We start from the raw sequence: 18,101 nt of genomic DNA, 5'->3' as shown, positions 1-18,101 counted from the left end.
TCAATATGCTAGAGGCCAACCATCGCCATGCCGGCCTGATGATATCGCTCGCCGGAGAAAGCGAGCGCAGGGGCCGCCGCCTCGATTTCTTTGAGATCCCGAGGGGCGAGAACGATATCGACGGCGCCGATATTTTCCTCGAGGCGCGCTTTCTTGCGCGTGCCGGGAATGGGCGCGATCCAATCTTTCTGCGCGAGCAGCCACGCGAGGGCCAATTGCGCCGGCGTGACGCCCTTGGCTGACGCGATGGCCGTCAGCTGGTCGACCAGCGCTATATTGCGTTGACGGCTTTTGGCCGCAAATCGCGGATTTCTGCTGCGGAAATCAGAGGCATCGAAATTCGTATCGGCCTTGACCGCGCCAGTGAGGAAGCCGCGTCCCAGTGGGCTGTATGGCACAAAACCTATTCCCAGCTCCTCGAGCGTGGACAAAATCTCCGTTTCCGGATCGCGCGTCCACAAGGAGTATTCGCTTTGCAAGGCTGCGACGGGATGGACGGCGTGCGCGCGCCGTGTCGTGCCGGCGCCGGCTTCGGACAAACCGAAGTGCTTCACTTTTCCCACCTTCACCAGATCGGCGACAGCTCCGGCGACATCCTCGATCGGCACGCCAGGATCGACGCGGTGCTGATAGAAGAGATCGATCGCCTCCGTCTTCAACCGTTTCAGCGAAGCCTCGGCGACAGCTTTGATATGATCCGGACGGCTGTTCACTCCGATTGGTTGCGGACCGCCTTTCGGATCAAGCGCAAGCCCGAACTTGGTGGCGATGATCACCTTGTCGCGAACCGGCGCAAGGGCTTCGCCGACCAGCTCCTCATTAACGAAGGGACCATAGACTTCCGCCGTGTCGAAGAAGGTGACGCCGAGATCGACCGCGTCCCGCAGCAAGGCGATCATCGCCGCGCGATCTCCGGCTGGCCCATAGGCCCAGCTCATGCCCATGCAGCCAAAGCCCAGCGCCGAGACTTCAAGCCCGCTCTTTCCAAGTTTGCGCGTTTTCATCCTTAGTTTCCTTATCGCTAGCCCGACCGGGATGGCGCCAGCGCCGATCGTTAGATCGCGCTGGCCAGTTCGGCGGCGTCCGCCTTAGCCTTGGTCCGCGACGGTAGATCGGCTTCAGGCCCGAAGAGAGTTTTTTCGACAGTTATGGTGTGGAGGTCCGCGACGCCGACCATGCGGCACCACATCCGCATATAGGTAGTTTGGAAATCGAAGTCCGCCGCCGGAAAACCCTCTTCGAGACCGACCCCCCGCGCCGCGATCGTCACGGCCTTGCGGCCGCTAAGCAGACCGAGCAGGCCGCGCTCATCGAATGTAAACAGCACGTCCTTCTGAGAGACTGCATCTATGAGATGTTTCAGGCGGTACGGAATGCCAAAATTCCACATTGGCACGCTGAACAGCAATATATCGGCGCGGCGAAAGCGTTCGGCGAGACGGTTGATCTCGCTCCATACCCGTTCCTGTTCGTCCGTTCGCGCTTGACCGGCGAGCCCCGCATATTTGGCGTCGAGGGCCGGGCCGTCGAAGGGAGGCAAATCGGTGGTCCAGACGTCGAGCGTATCGACAGTCGCTTCGCGATGACGCGCCCGCCAAGTGTCAATGAAGCTGCGCGCGACCTCGATCGACGCCGATCGCTGCTTGCGGGGGGATCCTTCCACGTGGAGCAAATGCATGGCTGTTTCTTTCCCTTCTGTAAATTGGCTGTTCGAATGGTTCGGCGGTCATTGGGCGTCCTCGGCCTGCCAAACCGAAGCGCTAAGAAGGACTATCGCGAGCGGGTAGGGCGCGGAGACCGACGCGACGCAATAAGTTGACTTGAAAAACAGCCTGATCATGAGGCGACCGGCGCAAGCCCATCCGGTTAGCATCCGACTTTTGCGCTGTCCCTTACTCGTAAGGACGCGCCGTCGAGGAAGGACGCAGCGTCCGAGCGGACAGGGATCGCGTTTGCGACCTCTCGGCGGAGGCGTGTTCAGCGGTGCTGCATTTAGCATTTGATGAGAGAGCCTCTGCCCTCTCATCAAGACCTTGTTGCAAGGCCATCGATCTCAGCGGTTCGCGGAGCAATCAGCGGCGAACATAGAGCTCGCCGCTTTTGGTCCGTTCAAGGCGCGTTCTGGTGACCCAGAGCCCAAACATAGGCAGCCGTGGCGGCTATCTCGGCCTGAGAGAGCTCTACGCCTCCCATCGGCGGCATAGCGCCATTGTGCTCCTTCGGCTCCGGAACTCCGTTGACGATCGTCTTTGTGATGCCCTCAAGGCTTCCATCGCTCCACAGCCACTTGCCGCTGGTGAGATCGGCTCCCACCGGGGTGCCCTTGGCGTCCGTTCCATGACAGCCGGCGCATGTTGCGCCGCCGACCTCGCCGAGGAAGATGCGGCCGCCCAGCGCAACCTGCTCCTTGGTCGCGCCTGGAGGCGTCGGGAGGCCGGCGTCCGGATGAACGCCTTCCGGCGGCAAGGCGCCAGCCGAGGTCGAAGCGGCTACGACAGGCGCTGGGGCCGCCTCGACGGCGGCGTTGGGGGCGCCTTTATAGGTTACGCGCCAAATGCGCCCGAGCACATCGTCTGTGATGTAGAGCGCGCCGTCCAGTCCCACAGCGAGACCCGATGGCCGGTAGGTAGCCCTTCCAGGCTCCTTTACGGCTCCCGCGAAGCCATCGGCGAAGACCGCGTAAGGACCAGAGGCCTTGCCGTCGGCGAAGGGCTGGAAGACTACGTTGTAGCCGCCCTGGGGACCCGGCGCCCGATTCCACGAACCGTGGAAGGCGATGAAGGCTCCGCCCCGGTAGGCGGCCGGAAAGTCTTTGCCATTATAAAATTTCAGATCGTTTGGCGCCCAGTGCCCCGGAAACACCGCTGCGGGCCCTTTTTTCTCTGAGCAAGCGCCGACCTTCTTGCCGCCGTCGCCGCCATATTCCGGAGCGAGCACTAGCTTCTGCTGGCTATTGTCGAAATAGCACTTCGGCCATCCGTAATCGCCGCCGCGCACCAGCTGAACCACTTCCTCCGCGGGAAGGTCTTGACCCTGTTGAGCGGTGAAGAACTGGTGCCAGTCTTCATAGAGTTGATCGCGGCCGTGCTGCGTCACGAAGATCCGCCCTGCCGCGTCGGAGGAGAAGCCTTCGCCGTTGCGAATGCCCGTTGCATAGCGTTCCGCGGGCGAGAATTGCTGGCCGGTCTTATTCGCGTCGTAGCGCCAGACGCCGCCGCGCGTTTCTTGTTCCTTGCATGGCTCGTTTCCAGGCGACTGCGGCATGCGGTTCTTTTCCTCGCAGGCGTTCGTCGCGGAGCCTAGATCGACCAAAATATTACCATCCTGATCGATGATGAAAGGATGCATGGGATGATCGCCGGTAACCGGCATGCCGGAGACGATCGTTTCCGCTTTGCCTTTGGGAGCGACGTCGCCGGCCGACAAGGCGAAGCGAATGATGCGATCATTGACTTCGGCGTAGAGGCCATCCTTATAAAGGCCAATGCCCGTCCCGCCGTGGCTTCCCTCGGCGAACGACTCCCCGAAGCGGGCAGTCACGTCGGCGTGGCCATCGCCCTTGGTGTCCTTGAGAGCGACTAAAAATCCCCCAGCCGGCGGATTGTCATTTTTGTAATAGCGACCGCTCCAAGTGTTGACGTAGACGACGCCGTTCGGCGCGACCACGAGCTGTCGGGCATGACCGATATTATCCGCGAACACCGTCGCGCAGAAACCGCGCGGCAAGGTGATGCCGCCGGCGTCGCCGACGCAAGCATCCTGCGGACGCGCCGCGCCAGCCTCTTGCGCGGATGCGCCGCCCAGCTGCAGAGCGGCGGCGATCAGGACGCCAGCCGTCGCAGTCGGCAAAGTACGCCCGCCACTCTTCATGCGATATTTCATTCGCCAAACTCCCCCAATTTAAGGCGGTCGAGCAGCGCCCGCACCGCCAGCGTTTCATCTTATCAGGCAATTGGCTCCATCGGCCAGACCAGCAGCTAACAGCTCCGCTGGAGGATCTTTTTAGTGCAAGGATAGTGGTACGGCGTAAACGCGGAACGGAAGCCTCGGCGCGTCGCCCTTAGCCGGATATCCGAGGCTCGAGAGTTGGCCTTCCGCCACCCATGCCGTGTCTCCAACCTTGGCGACGCCGGTGGGTTGAATGAAACCATCCTTGATCGTCTCTATCGCAACATCGTCGCCGGTTACGGTCACGTGGTCGAGACTTCCACCGCCTTCGATCATCAAAAAGCTATTGCCGTGAAGCGCCCGAATAACGTCCGGATTAGTAAGCGGCCGCGACGGCTTCAATTTAGTGACTTTGCCGGCCACGCCGTCTTTCACATCGACGCGGAAAAAATCGCTTGGCGTGTATGTGTTGACGTAAACGTTTCCGTCGCCGCCGAACGCAATCCCATCCAAGCCGGCGCCGTTTGGCGGGGGCTGTAACAGAGGATCCGACGCCCAGACTTCCAACTGCTTGGAGCCGGGCTTTAGCCGGAGAATTTCTGGAGCGAAGGTATTGGTTACATAGAGGGACCCGTCCGGCCCATATGTCATATCATTGCAAAGCGCGCGCTCGCCCGGGAGCGCGGCGCTGAATTTTCCTTCGCCTGTCTTTAGATCAAATCCCTTCAGATAGGCGCCCTTGACTGAACTTGGTCCAGGGACGCCAATCGAAGATGCGTCGTTCGAGCAGACCCAAAGAGTGTTCGATTGTTCATCGGCCAGCACGCCGAATGTCGACCGGGTATCGAAGGCGCCCGGCTTTATCCACGGTTCGGCTTGCGATTCTCCGGGCCGAACGCGAAGAACGCCGCCGCTGGCCAAGCTGCTGACGTAGAGCGTTCCGTCCGACGTCGACGTGATGCTTTCTGGAAAGGCGCGATCGCCCGGAAGCTCAATAACCGCCGGCGCAGCGTTAGCGGCGACGGTTGCTCCAATAGCAACGAAGGCTGCCAAACAAATTCCTTGCGCCGAGGCGCCGAGGGATGCTCTTTCCTTGGTCATTCTGAAGTCGTCCTTGCCTTATAACAGCTATTCTCTGCGTCATATAACAGCACATACTTGCGCCTCAAAGACACGCGCGCGTGATAGCGGATCGCCCGGCAGGATACCTTTGCGGATATAGAGTGGCAATGCCCTCGACGAGACCCGGCCGGCGAGCGCAATCTATTCGTCGCGTGCGCCGATAACCGGTGAAATGACAAGGCTGCTCATCAAAATGGCGGCTGTCGCCGCAACGCGCAACCGACGACGATCTTGTTCTCGACGGTCTAAACTCCCCCACATCTTCAGCCGGCGCGCTCAAAATTGCGCTGCGGCGCGAGGCGGAACGGCTTTCCTGAGCGCGAACCCTCGTCCGACGCCGCGGGCCAAAGCCCCGCTCTGAAGCAATCAGCCCCGACCTTCGTTGTTTCATGCATGATCCCGCTTCGAACTTGCGTTAAGGTTTCCCGGATTGAAGTTGGATTGGTCTTTTGATGCCCAGACTCGATCACGACGCCAAAATGCGACTTGCCCGCGCCCGCGACGAGATGCGGGATCCGTTTCTCACGGCGCTGACCGGGCTGTTGATCGTTCTGATTTTCGTCATCATTCCCCTCCACGCGGCGGGGACAATATCAGTCCATGGTTACGGATTCTTCCTCGTGATTTTGCTGGCGGCCTGCATCCTTGTGCAGTCGAGACAGCTCACTTTAGTAATCGTCATATCGATCGGGGTTAGCTTGGTTGTCGCCTCCATTGTGGGGCGCGTCCGCGTCGAATCAAATTTCGATCTATATCTTGAGGCTAGCGGTTGGCTGCTGATCGAACTCGCGTTGATCTGGGTGGTCGCCGGAGCGGTTTTTGCACCTGGTCGAGTGACCTATCACCGCATCAATGGCGCCGTTCTGCTGTATCTGACCATCGGGCTGGCTTTCGCGGGGTTCTTCACTTTCGTTGGCTTGCTGGCCCCCCAAGGCTTTTCGGGCCTGACCATAGCCAAGGATCCAGCGCTCTCGAGCAATCTGATCTATTTCAGCTTCGTGACCCTGACTTCAATCGGCTATGGTGATATCGTCCCGGTGCATCCGATGGCGCGCGCGCTCTGCAATGTTGAAGGCATTATCGGGCAGCTTTATCCCGCGACCTTGCTCGCGCGGCTCGTCACGCTCGAAATTCAGGGCCGCGCAAATCTGCGCTGAAACGCGCAGCTCCAGGCAGCGGCTTTTGCTGGTCGCGCTTTAGTTCTGCCGGGCGGGCTTGATCTGATAGCCGCCGCCCTGAGCGCGAACGAACATTTCTTCGACCTGGGGATGGCGGACCGGATCGCCGGATGTGTCGGGCAGAAGATTTTGCTCCGAAACATAGGCGACATATTCAGTTTCGGCGTTTTCAGCGAAGAGATGATAAAACGGCTGATCCTTGCGGGGGCGAACCTCTTCGGGGATCGATTGCCACCACTCCTCCGTGTTCGAAAACACCGGATCGACGTCGTAAATAACTCCCCGGAACAGATATTTCCGGTGCTTGACGACCTGGCCTATGCCGAACTTCGCTATAAGGGGTTTCATAAAGCGCAGCCTACCGTCGATCCCGCGGCTTGAAAGGAAATACGGACGATGGACACCGGTGGTAACGACGGACCTTCCGAATCTTATATGGGTAGCTTCTGCCGCGGACGAGGTCAACTTTGACGATGCCGGCAAAAAACAGGACGGTCCTCACCAATGTCGCTAGCGTCCTCCCACTCCGAACTTTTGACAAATGCGGAAATGGCCGAAGCCGACAGGCTGACCATCGCCGCCGGCGCGCCGGGATCTTTCCTAATGGAGCACGCGGGCGCGGCGGTCGCCCGCGAGGCAGCGTCGCTAGCCCCCCCGCAGGGGCGCGTCGCGGTCCTATGTGGGCCCGGCAATAATGGCGGCGATGGTTTTGTCGCAGCGCGCCTTCTGAAGGCGAAGGGCTTTTCGATCACGCTCGGATTGCTTGGCGAGGCCGAGAGCTTGCGCGGCGATGCGGCTTCGGCCGCCAAAGCCTGGGACGGCGATATTTTGCCGATCGACGCCCTCGATCTGGAAGCCGCTGATCTGGCCATTGACGCGCTGTTTGGCGCGGGACTCGCCCGCGATCTCGATGGCCTCGCCAGCGCGACGGTCACGCGCCTCAATGAATGGTCGAAGACGCGAAGAAAACCCATCCTCGCGATCGACGTTCCTTCTGGAATCGACGGATCCAGCGGGCAGGTTCGCGGAGTTGCCGTCCGGGCGCGGTGCACAATCACTTTCTTTCGCCGAAAGCCGGGCCATCTGCTGCTGCCGGGGCGCGTCCATTGCGGCGAAACGGTCGTCGCCGATATTGGCATAGCGGATGCAGCGCTCGAGGTCATCAAGCCGAAAGCCCTGGCCAATGAGCCGGGCGCCTGGGGCCGTCTTTTCCCGATTCCGCGCGTTGACGGCCACAAATATTCGCGCGGCCACGCCGTCGTCCTCTCGGGCGGCCTGGCGCATACCGGCGCCGCCCGGCTTGCAGCGCGAGGCGCCTTGCGCGCTGGGGCGGGCCTTGTCACCGTGGCGACTCCAAAGGAGGCGCTCGCGGTCCATGCGGCGGCGCTAACCGCCATTATGACCGCAATTTGCGATGGACCGGATGAGCTTGCCGCCATTTTGAAAGATCGCCGCAAAAATGCGCTCGTCATCGGCCCAGGTCTTGGCGTCGGAGAAGCGACGAGGAAGATGGCTCTGACGGCGCTTCGGATTGGCGCGGAGGCGGCAGATCCCCGCGCGGTCATCCTTGACGCTGACGCCCTCTCCAGTTTTGCCGGGCGCGCCTTCGGCCTTGCGCAAGCTATCAAGGTCTCCCACGCCCCCGTCATCATGACGCCCCATGACGGAGAATTCGCCCGGCTGTTTGGCGATTTGACTGCCGATCACGAAGATGAATGGAGGGAACTGGAGCCAAACGCTGAGGTTCTGCATGCGTCGTTTCATGGCTTGCGCTCCGCCTCAAAACTCGAGCGGACCCGCGCGGCTGCGGCCTTGAGCGGCGCCGTCGTTCTCTTGAAGGGGCCAGATACCGTTGTCGCAGAACCTCAGGGCCGCGCAACCATTGACGAGACGTCGCCGCCCTGGCTTGCCACAGCAGGTTCAGGCGATGTGCTGGCCGGCATGATCGCAGGCCTCTGCGCCCAAGCCATGCCGCCGTTTGAGGCCGCCTCAGCGGCGGTCTGGCTGCATGGCGCCGCCGCCCGCGAGTTTGGTCCTGGATTGGTGGCGGAGGATATTCCGGAAAACCTGCCGCCGGTGCTGCGGGCTCTTTTCGAAGCTTTCGATCCGGCTGCCCTCTAATTTGGCGCGTGGCTTGCTAATTTAGCTTGGGGCTTGCCGAGACGGGGGGAGAAGGCAAATTCTCAGTCCCGCTTAAGCGATCGGGCCGCCATGAACGTCAGTTTCGGGAAGCAGCATGCGCTCACCAAACGAAATCGACTTCTGGCGCGGCTTCGCTCTCCTCACGATCTTCTTCAATCATATTCCGGGGCTTTATTTCGAGCGGTTCACCTACCGCAACATCTCGCTTTCGGACTCCGCCGAACTCTTTGTGTTTCTCGCCGGTTGGGCCTTGCGCAAATTGGTCGATGGTCCGGCGGCCGGGCTGTCCGCAGGTTTGCTGGTTCTGCGGATCGAAGGGCGCGCGCTAAATGTTTATATCGCGCAGACCGTCATCACCGAGATCGCCATTGCGCTTCTGGCGGCCTCCTCGCTCTTTTTCGACGCCCCGTTTCTGCTTGACTGGCACAATGCCTCCGCGGTCTTCGCCGATCCTGTCAGGGCTCACATCGGTCTCGTGCTGCTGACGCATCAGCTCGGCTATTTCAATATCCTGCCGCTTTATGTCGTGCTGATGTTCGCCGCCCCGCTGGTCGCCCTGACGCAGCGCCTCGGGAGCTGGCTTCTGCTGGCCATCTCGTTCGCGATCTATCTTTTCGTCCTTGTATTCGGCGTGAATTTGCCGACCTGGCCAGTTGAGGGAACCTGGTTCTTCAATCCGTTCTCCTGGCAGGTCATCTATGTGCTGGGTTTTGTCCTTGCTGGGGAAGACGGTCTGGGAGCTTTGGCGCGGCGGCATCGCAAGCTGCTGCGGCTTCTCGCGATCCCCGTCATCCTGCTTGGAGGCGCCGCGGCGATGACCGGGTTCTCGCCTGATCCGATCGCCGTGCCCGCCCCAAAGCTTCTGTTCATGTTCGACAAAACGTTCCTGTCTCCGGCCCGACTCATCCACAGCCTGGCCTTGACGGCGCTTTTTGCGGGCTCCTTCGCTATGATCAGTCTATGGCTGCCGCGCCCCTCGATTTTTTTGTCCATGCTCGGGCGTAATTCGTTGAATGTCTTCTGCGCCGCGTCCCTGCTCAGCCTCGCCGGTCAGATCTTCCGCTTCGTTTACGGCGGGCGCGTTGCAACCGACGCAATCATCGTTATCTTGGGCGTCTCGATAATGGGTCTTGTCGCATGGGCATCCGAATGGCGCGAAAGAACGCGGGCAGCCTCGGCCAACGAGTCGCGCTCGCCCTCGTCTTCGGCTATTGCGCCATCTTGAATCTTCACGCCGAGGACAGCGCCGCGCGTCCAATTACGGCGCCGCCGCTCAGCCCGTCCTGCGATGTGCCGGCGATCGATATCGCAGCTCCCGCGACGCTCCCCAATGTCGCCGCCGTGCTGCAAAAGCGCCAGGTGGTGCGCATCCTCGCGATCGGCTCTTCCTCCACCGAAGGGATCGGAGCCTCGGGCATCGGCAAAAGCTACCCCTCCCAATTGGAGGCGATCCTCGAACATGCGCTCAAAGGGGTCGACTTCCAGATTACTAATCGAGGGATCCCGGGCGAGGTCGCCGAGAACACGGCCGAGCGCATCCGAAGCGAAGTCGCCCTGCAAAAGCCCGATCTGGTGCTGTGGCAACTTGGAACCAATGACGCGCTCGCCCGCGTTCCGCCAAATGATTTTGAAGCGACCGTCGAGTCGACGATTCGCTGGCTGAAGGACAATGGAATTGATGTTGTTCTCGTTGGGCTGCAATACACGCCGCGCCTCGCCCGCGATGCAAATTACGCGGCGATACGCGAAACGTTGAAGACGATCGCGGCGCAGGAAAATATTCTCTATGTCAGCCGCTACGACGCCATGCAGTTTATCGCTCAGACGCGGGCGAACTTGCAGTTGATGTCACGCGACAATTTCCATCTGAACGATCTCGGCTACCAATGCATGGCGGAACATGTCGCCCATGCGGTCATCGTCAGCCTTTTCGTAAAGAGGGTGCGGCCCGCGCAGAATTAAAGCCGAGGCGCTCAAGCTTCGAACACATTGGAACGGATCGCGCGATGGCATGTTCGTCAAAGCAGCGCCGGGGCCCTAATGAAAGAGAAAGCGTCCGATCAGAACGAAAGAAACAGCCTCAGCCCAGCGGCGGGGCTGAAGGAGCTCTCCCATGCCGAGAGAGCCGCCATCAATGAACAGAGCCACGCCAATGCAGCGCTTATTCACGAAACAATTCGTGCGGAGGGCGAAAGCGAACTCAAGCGCACCGTATTGGCGCTGTTGCTGTCGGGATTTGCGGCAGGCCTTTCCATGGGCTTCTCTTTGGTCGTGCAGGGCGTTTTGCAAGCGAACCTGCCGGATGCGCCATGGCGGCCCTTGATCGCGTCGTTTGGTTATACAGTCGGCTTTTTGATTGTCGTGCTCGGTCGGCAGCAGCTGTTCACCGAAAATACGCTGACTCCGATCCTACCCTTGCTGCACAATAGAAATGGTCAAACTTTAGCAAGAGTGCTGCGGCTCTGGTCGCTGGTGCTGTTGGCGAATATTGCCGCCACTTGGACCTTCGCTTTTGTTCTGGCCCACTCTTCGGTGTTCGAGACAGGGGTTGAAAAGGCCTTTTCAGACATCGGCGCCCAGGTTTTTCGGGGTTTCTTTGGCGCGACGTTCATAAGGTCCGTCTTCGCCGGCTGGCTGATCGCGTTGATGGTGTGGATTCTGCCTGCCGTTGGGTCGGCGAGGCCATTTATTATCATCATCATAACTTATGTGGTGTCGATCGCGGGTCTGTCGCATCTCATCGCCGGATCAGTCGATGCCTTTTACGCCGTCGAAACGGGGGAAGCGTCTTGGTCGGATTATGCCATGCGATTCTTTCTGCCCACATTCATTGGCAATGTCGTTGGCGGCGTCGCGCTCGTCGCCGGCTTGAATTACGGACAGGTTGCGCCGCAGCTCCGCGATCCATCGCCCGAGGCCGGCAAGACCAAGACGTAATCGCGTAAGTTGATGGGGACGCTATCCATGGGGCGGACGCGCAGAAATCGTCGCCGTCGGTCGCCGCGCCTGAAGCGCGCGCGCAAGAGCTGCAAAACCGGCGACATCGATTTCCTCGGCGCGCGCCGTGGGCTCGATTTTGGCTTCAGCGAGAAGCGCCGCGACGTCGCCGGAGCCTAATGATTTCAGGGATTGGCGCAGCATTTTGCGCCTCTGTCCAAACGCCACCTGCGTTACCTCCGACAGGAGCTTCCCCTCGCAGGGCAGCGGCGCCGAACGGGGTTTCAGTTCGACCAAGGTCGAGGTGACTTTGGGCGCCGGCGTAAAGGCGGCCGGCGAAATGTCGAAAAGTATCCGCGTTTCGCAACGCCAATTGCAGAGGACCGCAAGCCGACCATATGCGGCGCGCTGCGCCGGGCTGGCGACGATGCGCTCGGCCACCTCCCGCTGAAACATCAGCGTCATGCGGTCGAACCATGGCGGCCAGGGCTCGCTCTCGACCCAGCGGGTTAGCAAAGCGGTGGCGACGTTATAGGGCAGGTTGGCGCAAATCCGCGCCGGACGCTCGTCGCCGATGAGGGCGCCAAGATCGATGTCGAGCGCGTCGCCGGCTATGATCTCGAGGCGGCCGGGATAGCGCGCGGCGATCTCCGCAAGCGCCGCGAGGCAACGCTCATCGCGTTCGATGGCGATGATCTTTCTCGCGCCTTCCGCCAATAGCGCGCGCGTCAATCCGCCGGGGCCAGGACCGATCTCGACGATTGTGGCGTCGCTGAGCGGCGCCGCGGCGCGCGCGATGCGGGCGGTGAGATTGAGATCGAAGAGGAAATTCTGCCCCAGAGCTTTCTTTGCGTCGAGACCATGCGCGGCGACGACCTCGCGCAGGGGCGGCAGATCGTCTAACTGGCCGGGCATTGGCGCGCCAACCGGCCGGCGAGATTTAGCGCAGCTATGAGGCTTGTCGGGTCTGCGATCCCTTTGCCGGCGATGTCGAAAGCCGTGCCGTGATCGGGAGATGTGCGAATGAAGGGCAGACCCAAAGTGACGTTGACGGCATGGGCGAAAGCTAAGGTCTTGATTGGAATCAGCGCCTGATCGTGATACATCGCGATGGCAACGTCATAGTTTTTGCGCGCAGCGGCGTGGAATAAAGTGTCCGCCGGATGCGGCCCGCTGACCTTGACCCCGGCCGCCGCCAGCTCGGCGAGAGAGGGAGCGATGATGTCGATCTCTTCGCGACCCATGGCTCCGCCTTCGCCGGCGTGGGGATTGAGGCCGGTGAAGGCGAGGCGCGGATGTGCGACGCCAAAGCGCTGGGTGAAATCGTGCGCGACGATGAGCCCTGTCTCGACGAGAAGCGCGCGGGTCAAAAGCGCGGGGACAGCGCTGAGCGCAACATGGATGGTGGCCGGGACGACGGCAAGTTCTGGTGACCACAGCAGCATCACGGCCTGGGCCTTTTGGCCAAAAAGACGCCCAGCCAATTCGCCGAGAAATTCCGTATGGCCCGGATGTCGAAAGCCAGCCCGATAAAGAACCTCTTTGGCGATCGGATTGGTGACGATCGCCGAGGCTTCGCCGGCTTGAAGGAGCTTTACGCAGGACTCGATTGAGGCGATCGTGCCGGCGGCGTCGCTCGGATCAGGTGCGCCGGGCTCGCCTGCGACGGTATGCTGCGATGCCAGAACCGGCAGGGCGCGGCGAAACAAGGCCGCCGCCTCCGATGCCGCGTGGATCGGCTCAATCGGAACGGCGAGCCGCAGGCGATGCGCCAGCGCCGCAAGATGCCCCGGCTCGGCGGCAATCAGGAAGGGCGGCGCCTCGGGATCCGCGTGGGTCGCAGTCCAAGCTTTCAGCGCGAGTTCGGGGCCAACGCCGGACGGATCGCCTCGGGTCAAGGCGAGGAGAATCTCTTCTTTGGCGCCGACCGAGCCGCCCCGTTTCGCCATCAAACTCTCGCCATCAGGAGCCGGTCTTCACAACCACCGCCCGGTCGCGGAGTTCCTTGAGGCGGCGTTGCCTGTCTTCGGCAATATGAGACGCGAGCAGCTTTTGCGAAATCACGGTGCGCGCGGCGGTATCGTCCTTGGCCGGGCCTTTATTGCAAAGGGCGATCATTTCGAGGCCCGAAGACGAGCGTTGCGGGGCCGTCAGATGGCCGACCGGCGTTTTATCGAGCAGTTGCCGAAGCCCTTCGTTGATTTCGAGCGAGGTCCTGGTCAAAGGTTCGCGCACCGTCACGTCATTGATGGCGCGGGCGAGGGGGAGGCCGGTGTCGCAACTCGTGAACTTTCCGCGCAATTGCTCGGCTTCGCGCCCGCGCTCCATCATAGCGGCGGGCGTTGCGGCGCTAGGCAATGTGAAAATTACCTGGCGCACCGTGTATTCGGTCCCGGCGGCGGCCTTGCCGCCCTGCTTGGCGATCTCCGCGCGGACCTGTTCTTCGCTCGCTTCAACGCCTTTGTTCAGGGCCTGCACCAAAAGATCGAAGGCGAACTCGGCGCGGAAATGCGCCTTGAAATGATCCGACGTCACTCCAGCGCCTTGGATTGCGGCGACCAGCGCTTGCGGCTGGATTTTCATTTCATCCGCAGTCTTGATGATTTGCTGCGTAATATCCTCGTCTCTTGGGACGACGCCAAATTTCCAAGTTTCGCGGTTTTCGAGATGATCCGTAAACAGACTTTCGATCGCCGCGTCGCGCGTTGCGGGTTTGCGCAAAACGCGGAGCAATTTCATCCGCTGGTCGATGTCGATATCCGTGATCGGATCGCCATTGATGCTGGCGACGATCGCCTGAGCATGGCCTTGGCCGCCGCCGAAGATCAACGCGACGGTCGCCGCGACAATGACAAGGCATGCTTTGAACCAGACTCCAGCAACGCCGCCGATGCCGCGCGCATCAAGATTGTTCCGCATCGTGCCCAACTCTCTATCCTCCTTTGGAATTGCCGCCCCCTCCAAGAACATTACAAGCCAGATCAACGAATGTTGGTGTTGACGCCGTCGAGCGCCGTATTGGTTGAAGTGGTCTGGCTGACTCTGGCGTCGCCGAGGGTTCGCAGTTGCAACGAAATAAGCCAGGTTTGATTGCGAGTCAGCGAGCCATTGCCATTGTCCTGATAAATCGACGAATAATTAACAGAGAAGGTCGTGCAGTCGTCCTGATAGCCGACGCCCACTCCCAACTGCGCGATCGCGAAGGGTCCTGGGTTGGTTGGGCCGATCAAGTTGGATGGGTAAAATTGGCGGCTCATATCGAAAGTAATGTTGCCCTGCGCAAAATAATTCTCGCTGAGTCTATATCGCGAGTTCAATGAGAGCCCTTCGCGGCGCACATAATAACCAATCACCGGCTGCGCTTGGTAATTGGCATATTGAATATTTCCTGTCCACGCGCCGAGATTATAGGCGGTGACCAGATCAATGCGCCTTGGCGCGAACGTGTCGACATCCAAGCGAGTTTTGGCGGTGAAGGATAAAATTGCATTTGGGGCGACGGTAAGGCCGGTGACATAGTCCGAGCGTCTTGTGTCGAGACCTGAACTTAAGCCGACGTTGGCGGCGTCAGGCGTCGCATAGGAATTGGTGCCGGCGACTTGATATGATTGCCCCGCGATGAGGTTGGCGTAGCCGCCGTCCTTCAGGTTCAGCGTGAACTGGCCGCCGTAATTTGCCCTCGTCCCTGTCTCGAAGCGGTCGTAGCCGGAATATTTGTTCCACTCAAACAAAGTGGATTCGTCGAAAACGAGGCTCTGCGAATCCAGATTGACCAGCGAATTCGCCCCGATCTGGTTGTTTGGACGCACGATGATCTGACCGATCGGTTCGACGGTCATCGAGCCGAAGCTTGTTTTCGTAAAGAAAGGATAGCGGTAGTCCAATCCTATGCCGGGGATGAACTCGCCATAAAAGCTCTGGTCCTTGTTGCCGACGAAACCCACTTGCGACGCATTCGAAAACGTCGATGAGCCGCCGCTGGACGCGAAAGTAAACGAATTCGTCGTATTGAGATCGAGCCACTCGCCATTGGCGCGGGCGAAGGCCAAGGGCGTCCACGCTTCGCCGATCGGATCGATGAACTTTCGTTGCCAGGAGGTTTCGACGGTCGCTCGCGTGTAATCGCCGCCGACGCCGCGCAGTAGGCATGTGCCGGCAGTCTGGCCCGGAACATAATTGGTGCAGACGTTGTGAAGGCCAAAGGCGTTGTCGAGCACCTGAGTCCCGACGGACTGAAAGCTTGCGGCGGTGGCCGAGAGGCTCGTCAGATTGAAGTCCAACTGGACCTGGCCGCCAATGCCATAGGATGCGGCGGGGTCGACGTCGAAGGTCTTGTTATAGTCCCAAACGGGATGCGCCAGCGGTTGCTGAGGCTGGAAATCCTGGCTCGCGAGGCCCTCGAAATAATAGCCGCGCAAATCAAAATAGCCCCGGTCGCCTTGGCCGATCAGATAGACCGTCGAAGTCGTCTCGCTGAAATAATTGTAGGACAGCGTCTGACTTGGAACATGATAGTCGTTGAGGAAAAATTTATCCGAGAGGAGGGTAAACTCCCAGCCGAATTTCCAATTATCGGCGATGTAGATTTGCCCCTTGCTTTCGAAAGAGCCGCGGAAAGTCCTATCGCCGGCGCCAAACGGCGACTGAGGGAAATCCATCGGATTTTCTTGGGCGATTCCATTCGCGCGAATATAATACTGGCCGGTGTCCAGACGCTGACGCCATTCGCCGCTGGCCAGAAATCCCTGTTTCGACAGATAGGTTGGCGTGAACGTCAAATCATAATCGGGCGCGAGCGCCCAAAAGATAGGGATGCCGACTCCGTAGCCAAGGTCGGAGCTAATGATGAGGTGCGGCGAAAGAATCCCGGACTTGCGTTTGACGCTCGGATCTGGCGCGGAGAAGAAGGGCACATAGGCGATCGGAATGCCGAGGAACTCTAACGAAGCGTCCTCGTAATAGATCATCTGTTCGTCGTTTTTATGGATGATGCGCTTGGCCCGCACGCGCCAGAGCGGCGGCTTATCGGGATTGTCCTGGCAGGCCGCGCAAGCGGTGTAGGTTCCTTTGTCGAAAACCGTGGTGTCGCCTTCGACGCGCTCGGCCCGCGGCGCGCTGAAGTAGGTCTTGTAGCTGCCTTTGTCGAAGAACGTCGTGCCGTAGGTTTTCTCGGGCGTGTCCGTGCGCAAAGTCTCGATGAATCCGTTGCGGAAATCATCCGTAAGGTCGAACCGGTCGGCGTGCATAATTGTGCCGTCGGGCTCCGTCATCCGGGCATGACCCTCGGCATAGACGCGGCCGGTGTTGCGATCATATATCACGCGATCGGCTTCGAGCACGCGACCCTGATAATACACCCGGGCGTCGCCTACTGCCGAAACCGTATTTTTGACCTGGTCATAGCGAAGTTCGGTCGCCTCGACGAACATTTTGTCGGGTTTGGCGGGGTCCGATTTCTTGACGAGGCTATCGCCGAGCGTCTGCGCGCGCGAAGGGACGGCTCCCGCCAGCGCCGAAAGGGCGACGCCGAGCAAAACGGCGAGGCAAATCGAAAATGCCTTCGCGAATCGCGTCCGTTGCGCCGGGACGCGCGCGAGCGAGAGGACGCGGTTACGCAATGCCGCCCGATCGCCAGAGAGGCGTCCCAGGGCGATCAGGCAGGCAATCACATCACCGGGGCAAAAACGCCGCCCCATCAACCATCCTCCTGATGCAACAAAGCCAGCGCGCCAAGCATGCTCGCGACGACGGCCGGCGACCACGCGGCCACTGGCGCGCTTAGCAATCCAGCTCCCCCGAGGTCGCCAACAAATTTCGTCGCCACATAAAGCACGAACCCTGCGCCCACGCCACCGCTGACCATCTTGGCGATTCCACCAAATCGGAAAAATCTTAAGGAAAAGGCCGCCGCGATCAAAACCATCGCGATGAACAGCAGCGGCCGCGCCAAAAGCGATTGAAATTGCAGCCGGAAACCCGTGGAGTCGAGTCCTGCTGTCTCGGTTTCCATGCGGATCGTAGGCAATTCCCAAAATGGCACGGAATCAGGCGCAACGACGCCTTCGGCGACCTGTTCGGGCGACAAATTGGTGGCGAGGAGGTAGGTCCCGACTTCGAGACTTTCTTCTCCCGGCGTCAGAATGCGGGCGTGATCGAGACGCCAAACTCCCGGCAGCAGCTCTGCGCTCGGCGCGTCGACTTCCGATTCAAACTTGCCCTCTCGATCATAGACATAAGCGGTCGCCCCCATCAGGCGGGCGCCGTCGTTCGACATGGACTTGGCCTTGATGATGGTCTCGCCATCCACACTTTTTTGCCTGATCCAAATATCCGCTGGGGGCGCATCCTTGCTCGTGCGGCCAAACAGCTGCAATTCGATTCCGTCGGCGTGGCGCTTCATCACAGCCGACAACGGGTTGAACAAGGCGACCGACAAAACGCCGATCAAAGCCGCGATCAACACTGGCGGAACGAGAAATCCCCAGACCGAGACGCCGACGGCCCTCGCGACAAGCAGTTCAAGCTTGCGCGTCAGGTCGAGGAAAGCCGCCATAGCGCCGCAGAGGACGCAAAAAGGCATCAGCTGTTCCGAGGCCGAAGGAGCGCGCAGAAGAGCGAGCATAGCGACGCGCTGCGTTGACGCTCCTTCTATATCGCTTGTGCGGCGCAGCATTTCGACGAAGTCGACGACGAAGATCATGCCGGAAATCGTTATGAACACCGCCATGATGAGGGTCAGGAAGCGGGCGGAAAAATAGCGGCCGAGGGTCAGGCCGATCATCGCGCCGAGTTTCCTTCAGCGCGCATTGTTCGGAACGCGGCCAACGGTGCGCC

At 60.3% G+C, this 18,101-nt stretch carries 15 protein-coding genes; 5 read left to right on the top strand and 10 right to left on the bottom strand.

Going from position 1 to position 18,101, the window contains the following annotated elements; genetic code table 11:
* Positions 1-8 precede the first annotated feature (8 nt).
* From WDN46_18690 to WDN46_18675, 4 genes are all read right to left on the bottom strand, one after another.
* Complete coding sequence (locus WDN46_18690) at positions 9-1,004, bottom strand: aldo/keto reductase (GenBank protein ID MEJ0095354.1); 996 nt, start codon at positions 1,002-1,004, stop codon at positions 9-11.
* A 50-nt stretch (positions 1,005-1,054) separates the two neighbouring features.
* A complete protein-coding gene (locus WDN46_18685; GenBank protein ID MEJ0095353.1) occupies positions 1,055-1,678 on the bottom strand; it encodes an NAD(P)H-dependent oxidoreductase in 624 nt (207 codons plus the stop codon).
* A 431-nt stretch (positions 1,679-2,109) separates the two neighbouring features.
* Entirely contained in the window at positions 2,110-3,882 is a 1,773-nt protein-coding gene (locus tag WDN46_18680) for a c-type cytochrome (GenBank protein MEJ0095352.1), read from the bottom strand.
* Between the two features lie 120 nt (positions 3,883-4,002).
* Positions 4,003-4,989 (bottom strand): hypothetical protein, encoded by a 987-nt coding sequence (locus WDN46_18675; GenBank protein MEJ0095351.1) that lies wholly within the window; start codon positions 4,987-4,989, stop codon positions 4,003-4,005.
* A gap of 473 nt (positions 4,990-5,462) precedes the next feature.
* Here WDN46_18675 and WDN46_18670 point away from each other — a divergent pair, with 473 nt between their 5' ends.
* Positions 5,463-6,167, top strand: a complete 705-nt coding sequence (locus tag WDN46_18670) for a potassium channel family protein (protein MEJ0095350.1) — start codon at positions 5,463-5,465, stop codon at positions 6,165-6,167.
* Positions 6,168-6,206: 39 nt separating this feature from the next.
* Here the strand turns inward: WDN46_18670 and hspQ are convergent, their stop codons facing one another.
* On the bottom strand, positions 6,207-6,536 hold the full coding sequence (gene hspQ, locus WDN46_18665) for a heat shock protein HspQ (protein ID MEJ0095349.1): 330 nt from the start codon (positions 6,534-6,536) through the stop codon (positions 6,207-6,209).
* A gap of 156 nt (positions 6,537-6,692) precedes the next feature.
* Between hspQ and WDN46_18660 the strand changes: the two genes are divergently transcribed.
* The 4 genes from WDN46_18660 to WDN46_18645 all read left to right on the top strand — a co-directional run bounded on the left by WDN46_18660 (position 6,693) and on the right by WDN46_18645 (position 11,267).
* Positions 6,693-8,309, top strand: a complete 1,617-nt coding sequence (locus WDN46_18660; protein MEJ0095348.1) for an NAD(P)H-hydrate dehydratase — start codon at positions 6,693-6,695, stop codon at positions 8,307-8,309.
* Positions 8,310-8,424: 115 nt separating this feature from the next.
* The gene (gene opgC, locus WDN46_18655; GenBank protein MEJ0095347.1) at positions 8,425-9,555 is read left to right on the top strand and encodes an OpgC domain-containing protein; all 1,131 of its coding nucleotides are present in this window, start codon (positions 8,425-8,427) and stop codon (positions 9,553-9,555) included.
* Positions 9,552-10,292, top strand: a complete 741-nt coding sequence (locus WDN46_18650; GenBank protein ID MEJ0095346.1) for an SGNH/GDSL hydrolase family protein — start codon at positions 9,552-9,554, stop codon at positions 10,290-10,292. The genes opgC and WDN46_18650 overlap by 4 nt, the downstream gene beginning before the upstream one ends.
* Before the next feature lie 78 nt (positions 10,293-10,370).
* Positions 10,371-11,267, top strand: a complete 897-nt coding sequence (locus tag WDN46_18645) for a formate/nitrite transporter family protein (GenBank protein MEJ0095345.1) — start codon at positions 10,371-10,373, stop codon at positions 11,265-11,267.
* 21 nt (positions 11,268-11,288) lie between these two features.
* Here WDN46_18645 and rsmA read toward each other — a convergent pair whose 3' ends face one another.
* The 5 genes from rsmA to lptG all read right to left on the bottom strand — a co-directional run bounded on the left by rsmA (position 11,289) and on the right by lptG (position 18,048).
* On the bottom strand, positions 11,289-12,182 hold the full coding sequence (gene rsmA, locus WDN46_18640) for a 16S rRNA (adenine(1518)-N(6)/adenine(1519)-N(6))-dimethyltransferase RsmA (protein MEJ0095344.1): 894 nt from the start codon (positions 12,180-12,182) through the stop codon (positions 11,289-11,291).
* Positions 12,167-13,216, bottom strand: coding sequence for a 4-hydroxythreonine-4-phosphate dehydrogenase PdxA (gene pdxA, locus WDN46_18635; protein MEJ0095343.1), 1,050 nt, complete (start codon positions 13,214-13,216; stop codon positions 12,167-12,169). The genes rsmA and pdxA overlap by 16 nt, the downstream gene beginning before the upstream one ends.
* A gap of 13 nt (positions 13,217-13,229) precedes the next feature.
* Positions 13,230-14,186, bottom strand: coding sequence for a SurA N-terminal domain-containing protein (locus WDN46_18630; protein MEJ0095342.1), 957 nt, complete (start codon positions 14,184-14,186; stop codon positions 13,230-13,232).
* 62 nt (positions 14,187-14,248) lie between these two features.
* Positions 14,249-16,963 (bottom strand): LPS-assembly protein LptD, encoded by a 2,715-nt coding sequence (locus WDN46_18625; GenBank protein ID MEJ0095341.1) that lies wholly within the window; start codon positions 16,961-16,963, stop codon positions 14,249-14,251.
* The gene (gene lptG / locus WDN46_18620) at positions 16,963-18,048 is read right to left on the bottom strand and encodes an LPS export ABC transporter permease LptG (protein ID MEJ0095340.1); all 1,086 of its coding nucleotides are present in this window, start codon (positions 18,046-18,048) and stop codon (positions 16,963-16,965) included. Before lptG ends, WDN46_18625 begins: the two co-directional genes overlap by 1 nt.
* Between the last annotated feature and the right edge of the window lie 53 nt (positions 18,049-18,101).

Origin of the sequence: Methylocella sp., assembly GCA_037200525.1 — a bacterium.
GTDB lineage: Bacteria > Pseudomonadota > Alphaproteobacteria > Rhizobiales > Beijerinckiaceae > Methylocapsa.
Note: the sequence above shows the minus strand (reverse complement) of the source record. Positions and strands in the feature narration are given on the sequence as shown.

Coding starts and splice junctions, on each gene's coding strand:
- WDN46_18690 (MEJ0095354.1), bottom strand. CDS start 1,004: ATGAAAACGCGCAAACTTGGAAAGAGCGGGCTTGAAGTCTCGGCGCTG.
- WDN46_18685 (MEJ0095353.1), bottom strand. CDS start 1,678: ATGCATTTGCTCCACGTGGAAGGATCCCCCCGCAAGCAGCGATCGGCG.
- WDN46_18680 (MEJ0095352.1), bottom strand. CDS start 3,882: ATGAAATATCGCATGAAGAGTGGCGGGCGTACTTTGCCGACTGCGACG.
- WDN46_18675 (MEJ0095351.1), bottom strand. CDS start 4,989: ATGACCAAGGAAAGAGCATCCCTCGGCGCCTCGGCGCAAGGAATTTGT.
- WDN46_18670 (MEJ0095350.1), top strand. CDS start 5,463: ATGCCCAGACTCGATCACGACGCCAAAATGCGACTTGCCCGCGCCCGC.
- hspQ (MEJ0095349.1), bottom strand. CDS start 6,536: ATGAAACCCCTTATAGCGAAGTTCGGCATAGGCCAGGTCGTCAAGCAC.
- WDN46_18660 (MEJ0095348.1), top strand. CDS start 6,693: ATGTCGCTAGCGTCCTCCCACTCCGAACTTTTGACAAATGCGGAAATG.
- opgC (MEJ0095347.1), top strand. CDS start 8,425: ATGCGCTCACCAAACGAAATCGACTTCTGGCGCGGCTTCGCTCTCCTC.
- WDN46_18645 (MEJ0095345.1), top strand. CDS start 10,371: ATGAAAGAGAAAGCGTCCGATCAGAACGAAAGAAACAGCCTCAGCCCA.
- rsmA (MEJ0095344.1), bottom strand. CDS start 12,182: ATGCCCGGCCAGTTAGACGATCTGCCGCCCCTGCGCGAGGTCGTCGCC.
- pdxA (MEJ0095343.1), bottom strand. CDS start 13,216: ATGGCGAAACGGGGCGGCTCGGTCGGCGCCAAAGAAGAGATTCTCCTC.
- WDN46_18630 (MEJ0095342.1), bottom strand. CDS start 14,186: ATGCGGAACAATCTTGATGCGCGCGGCATCGGCGGCGTTGCTGGAGTC.
- WDN46_18625 (MEJ0095341.1), bottom strand. CDS start 16,963: ATGGGGCGGCGTTTTTGCCCCGGTGATGTGATTGCCTGCCTGATCGCC.
- lptG (MEJ0095340.1), bottom strand. CDS start 18,048: ATGATCGGCCTGACCCTCGGCCGCTATTTTTCCGCCCGCTTCCTGACC.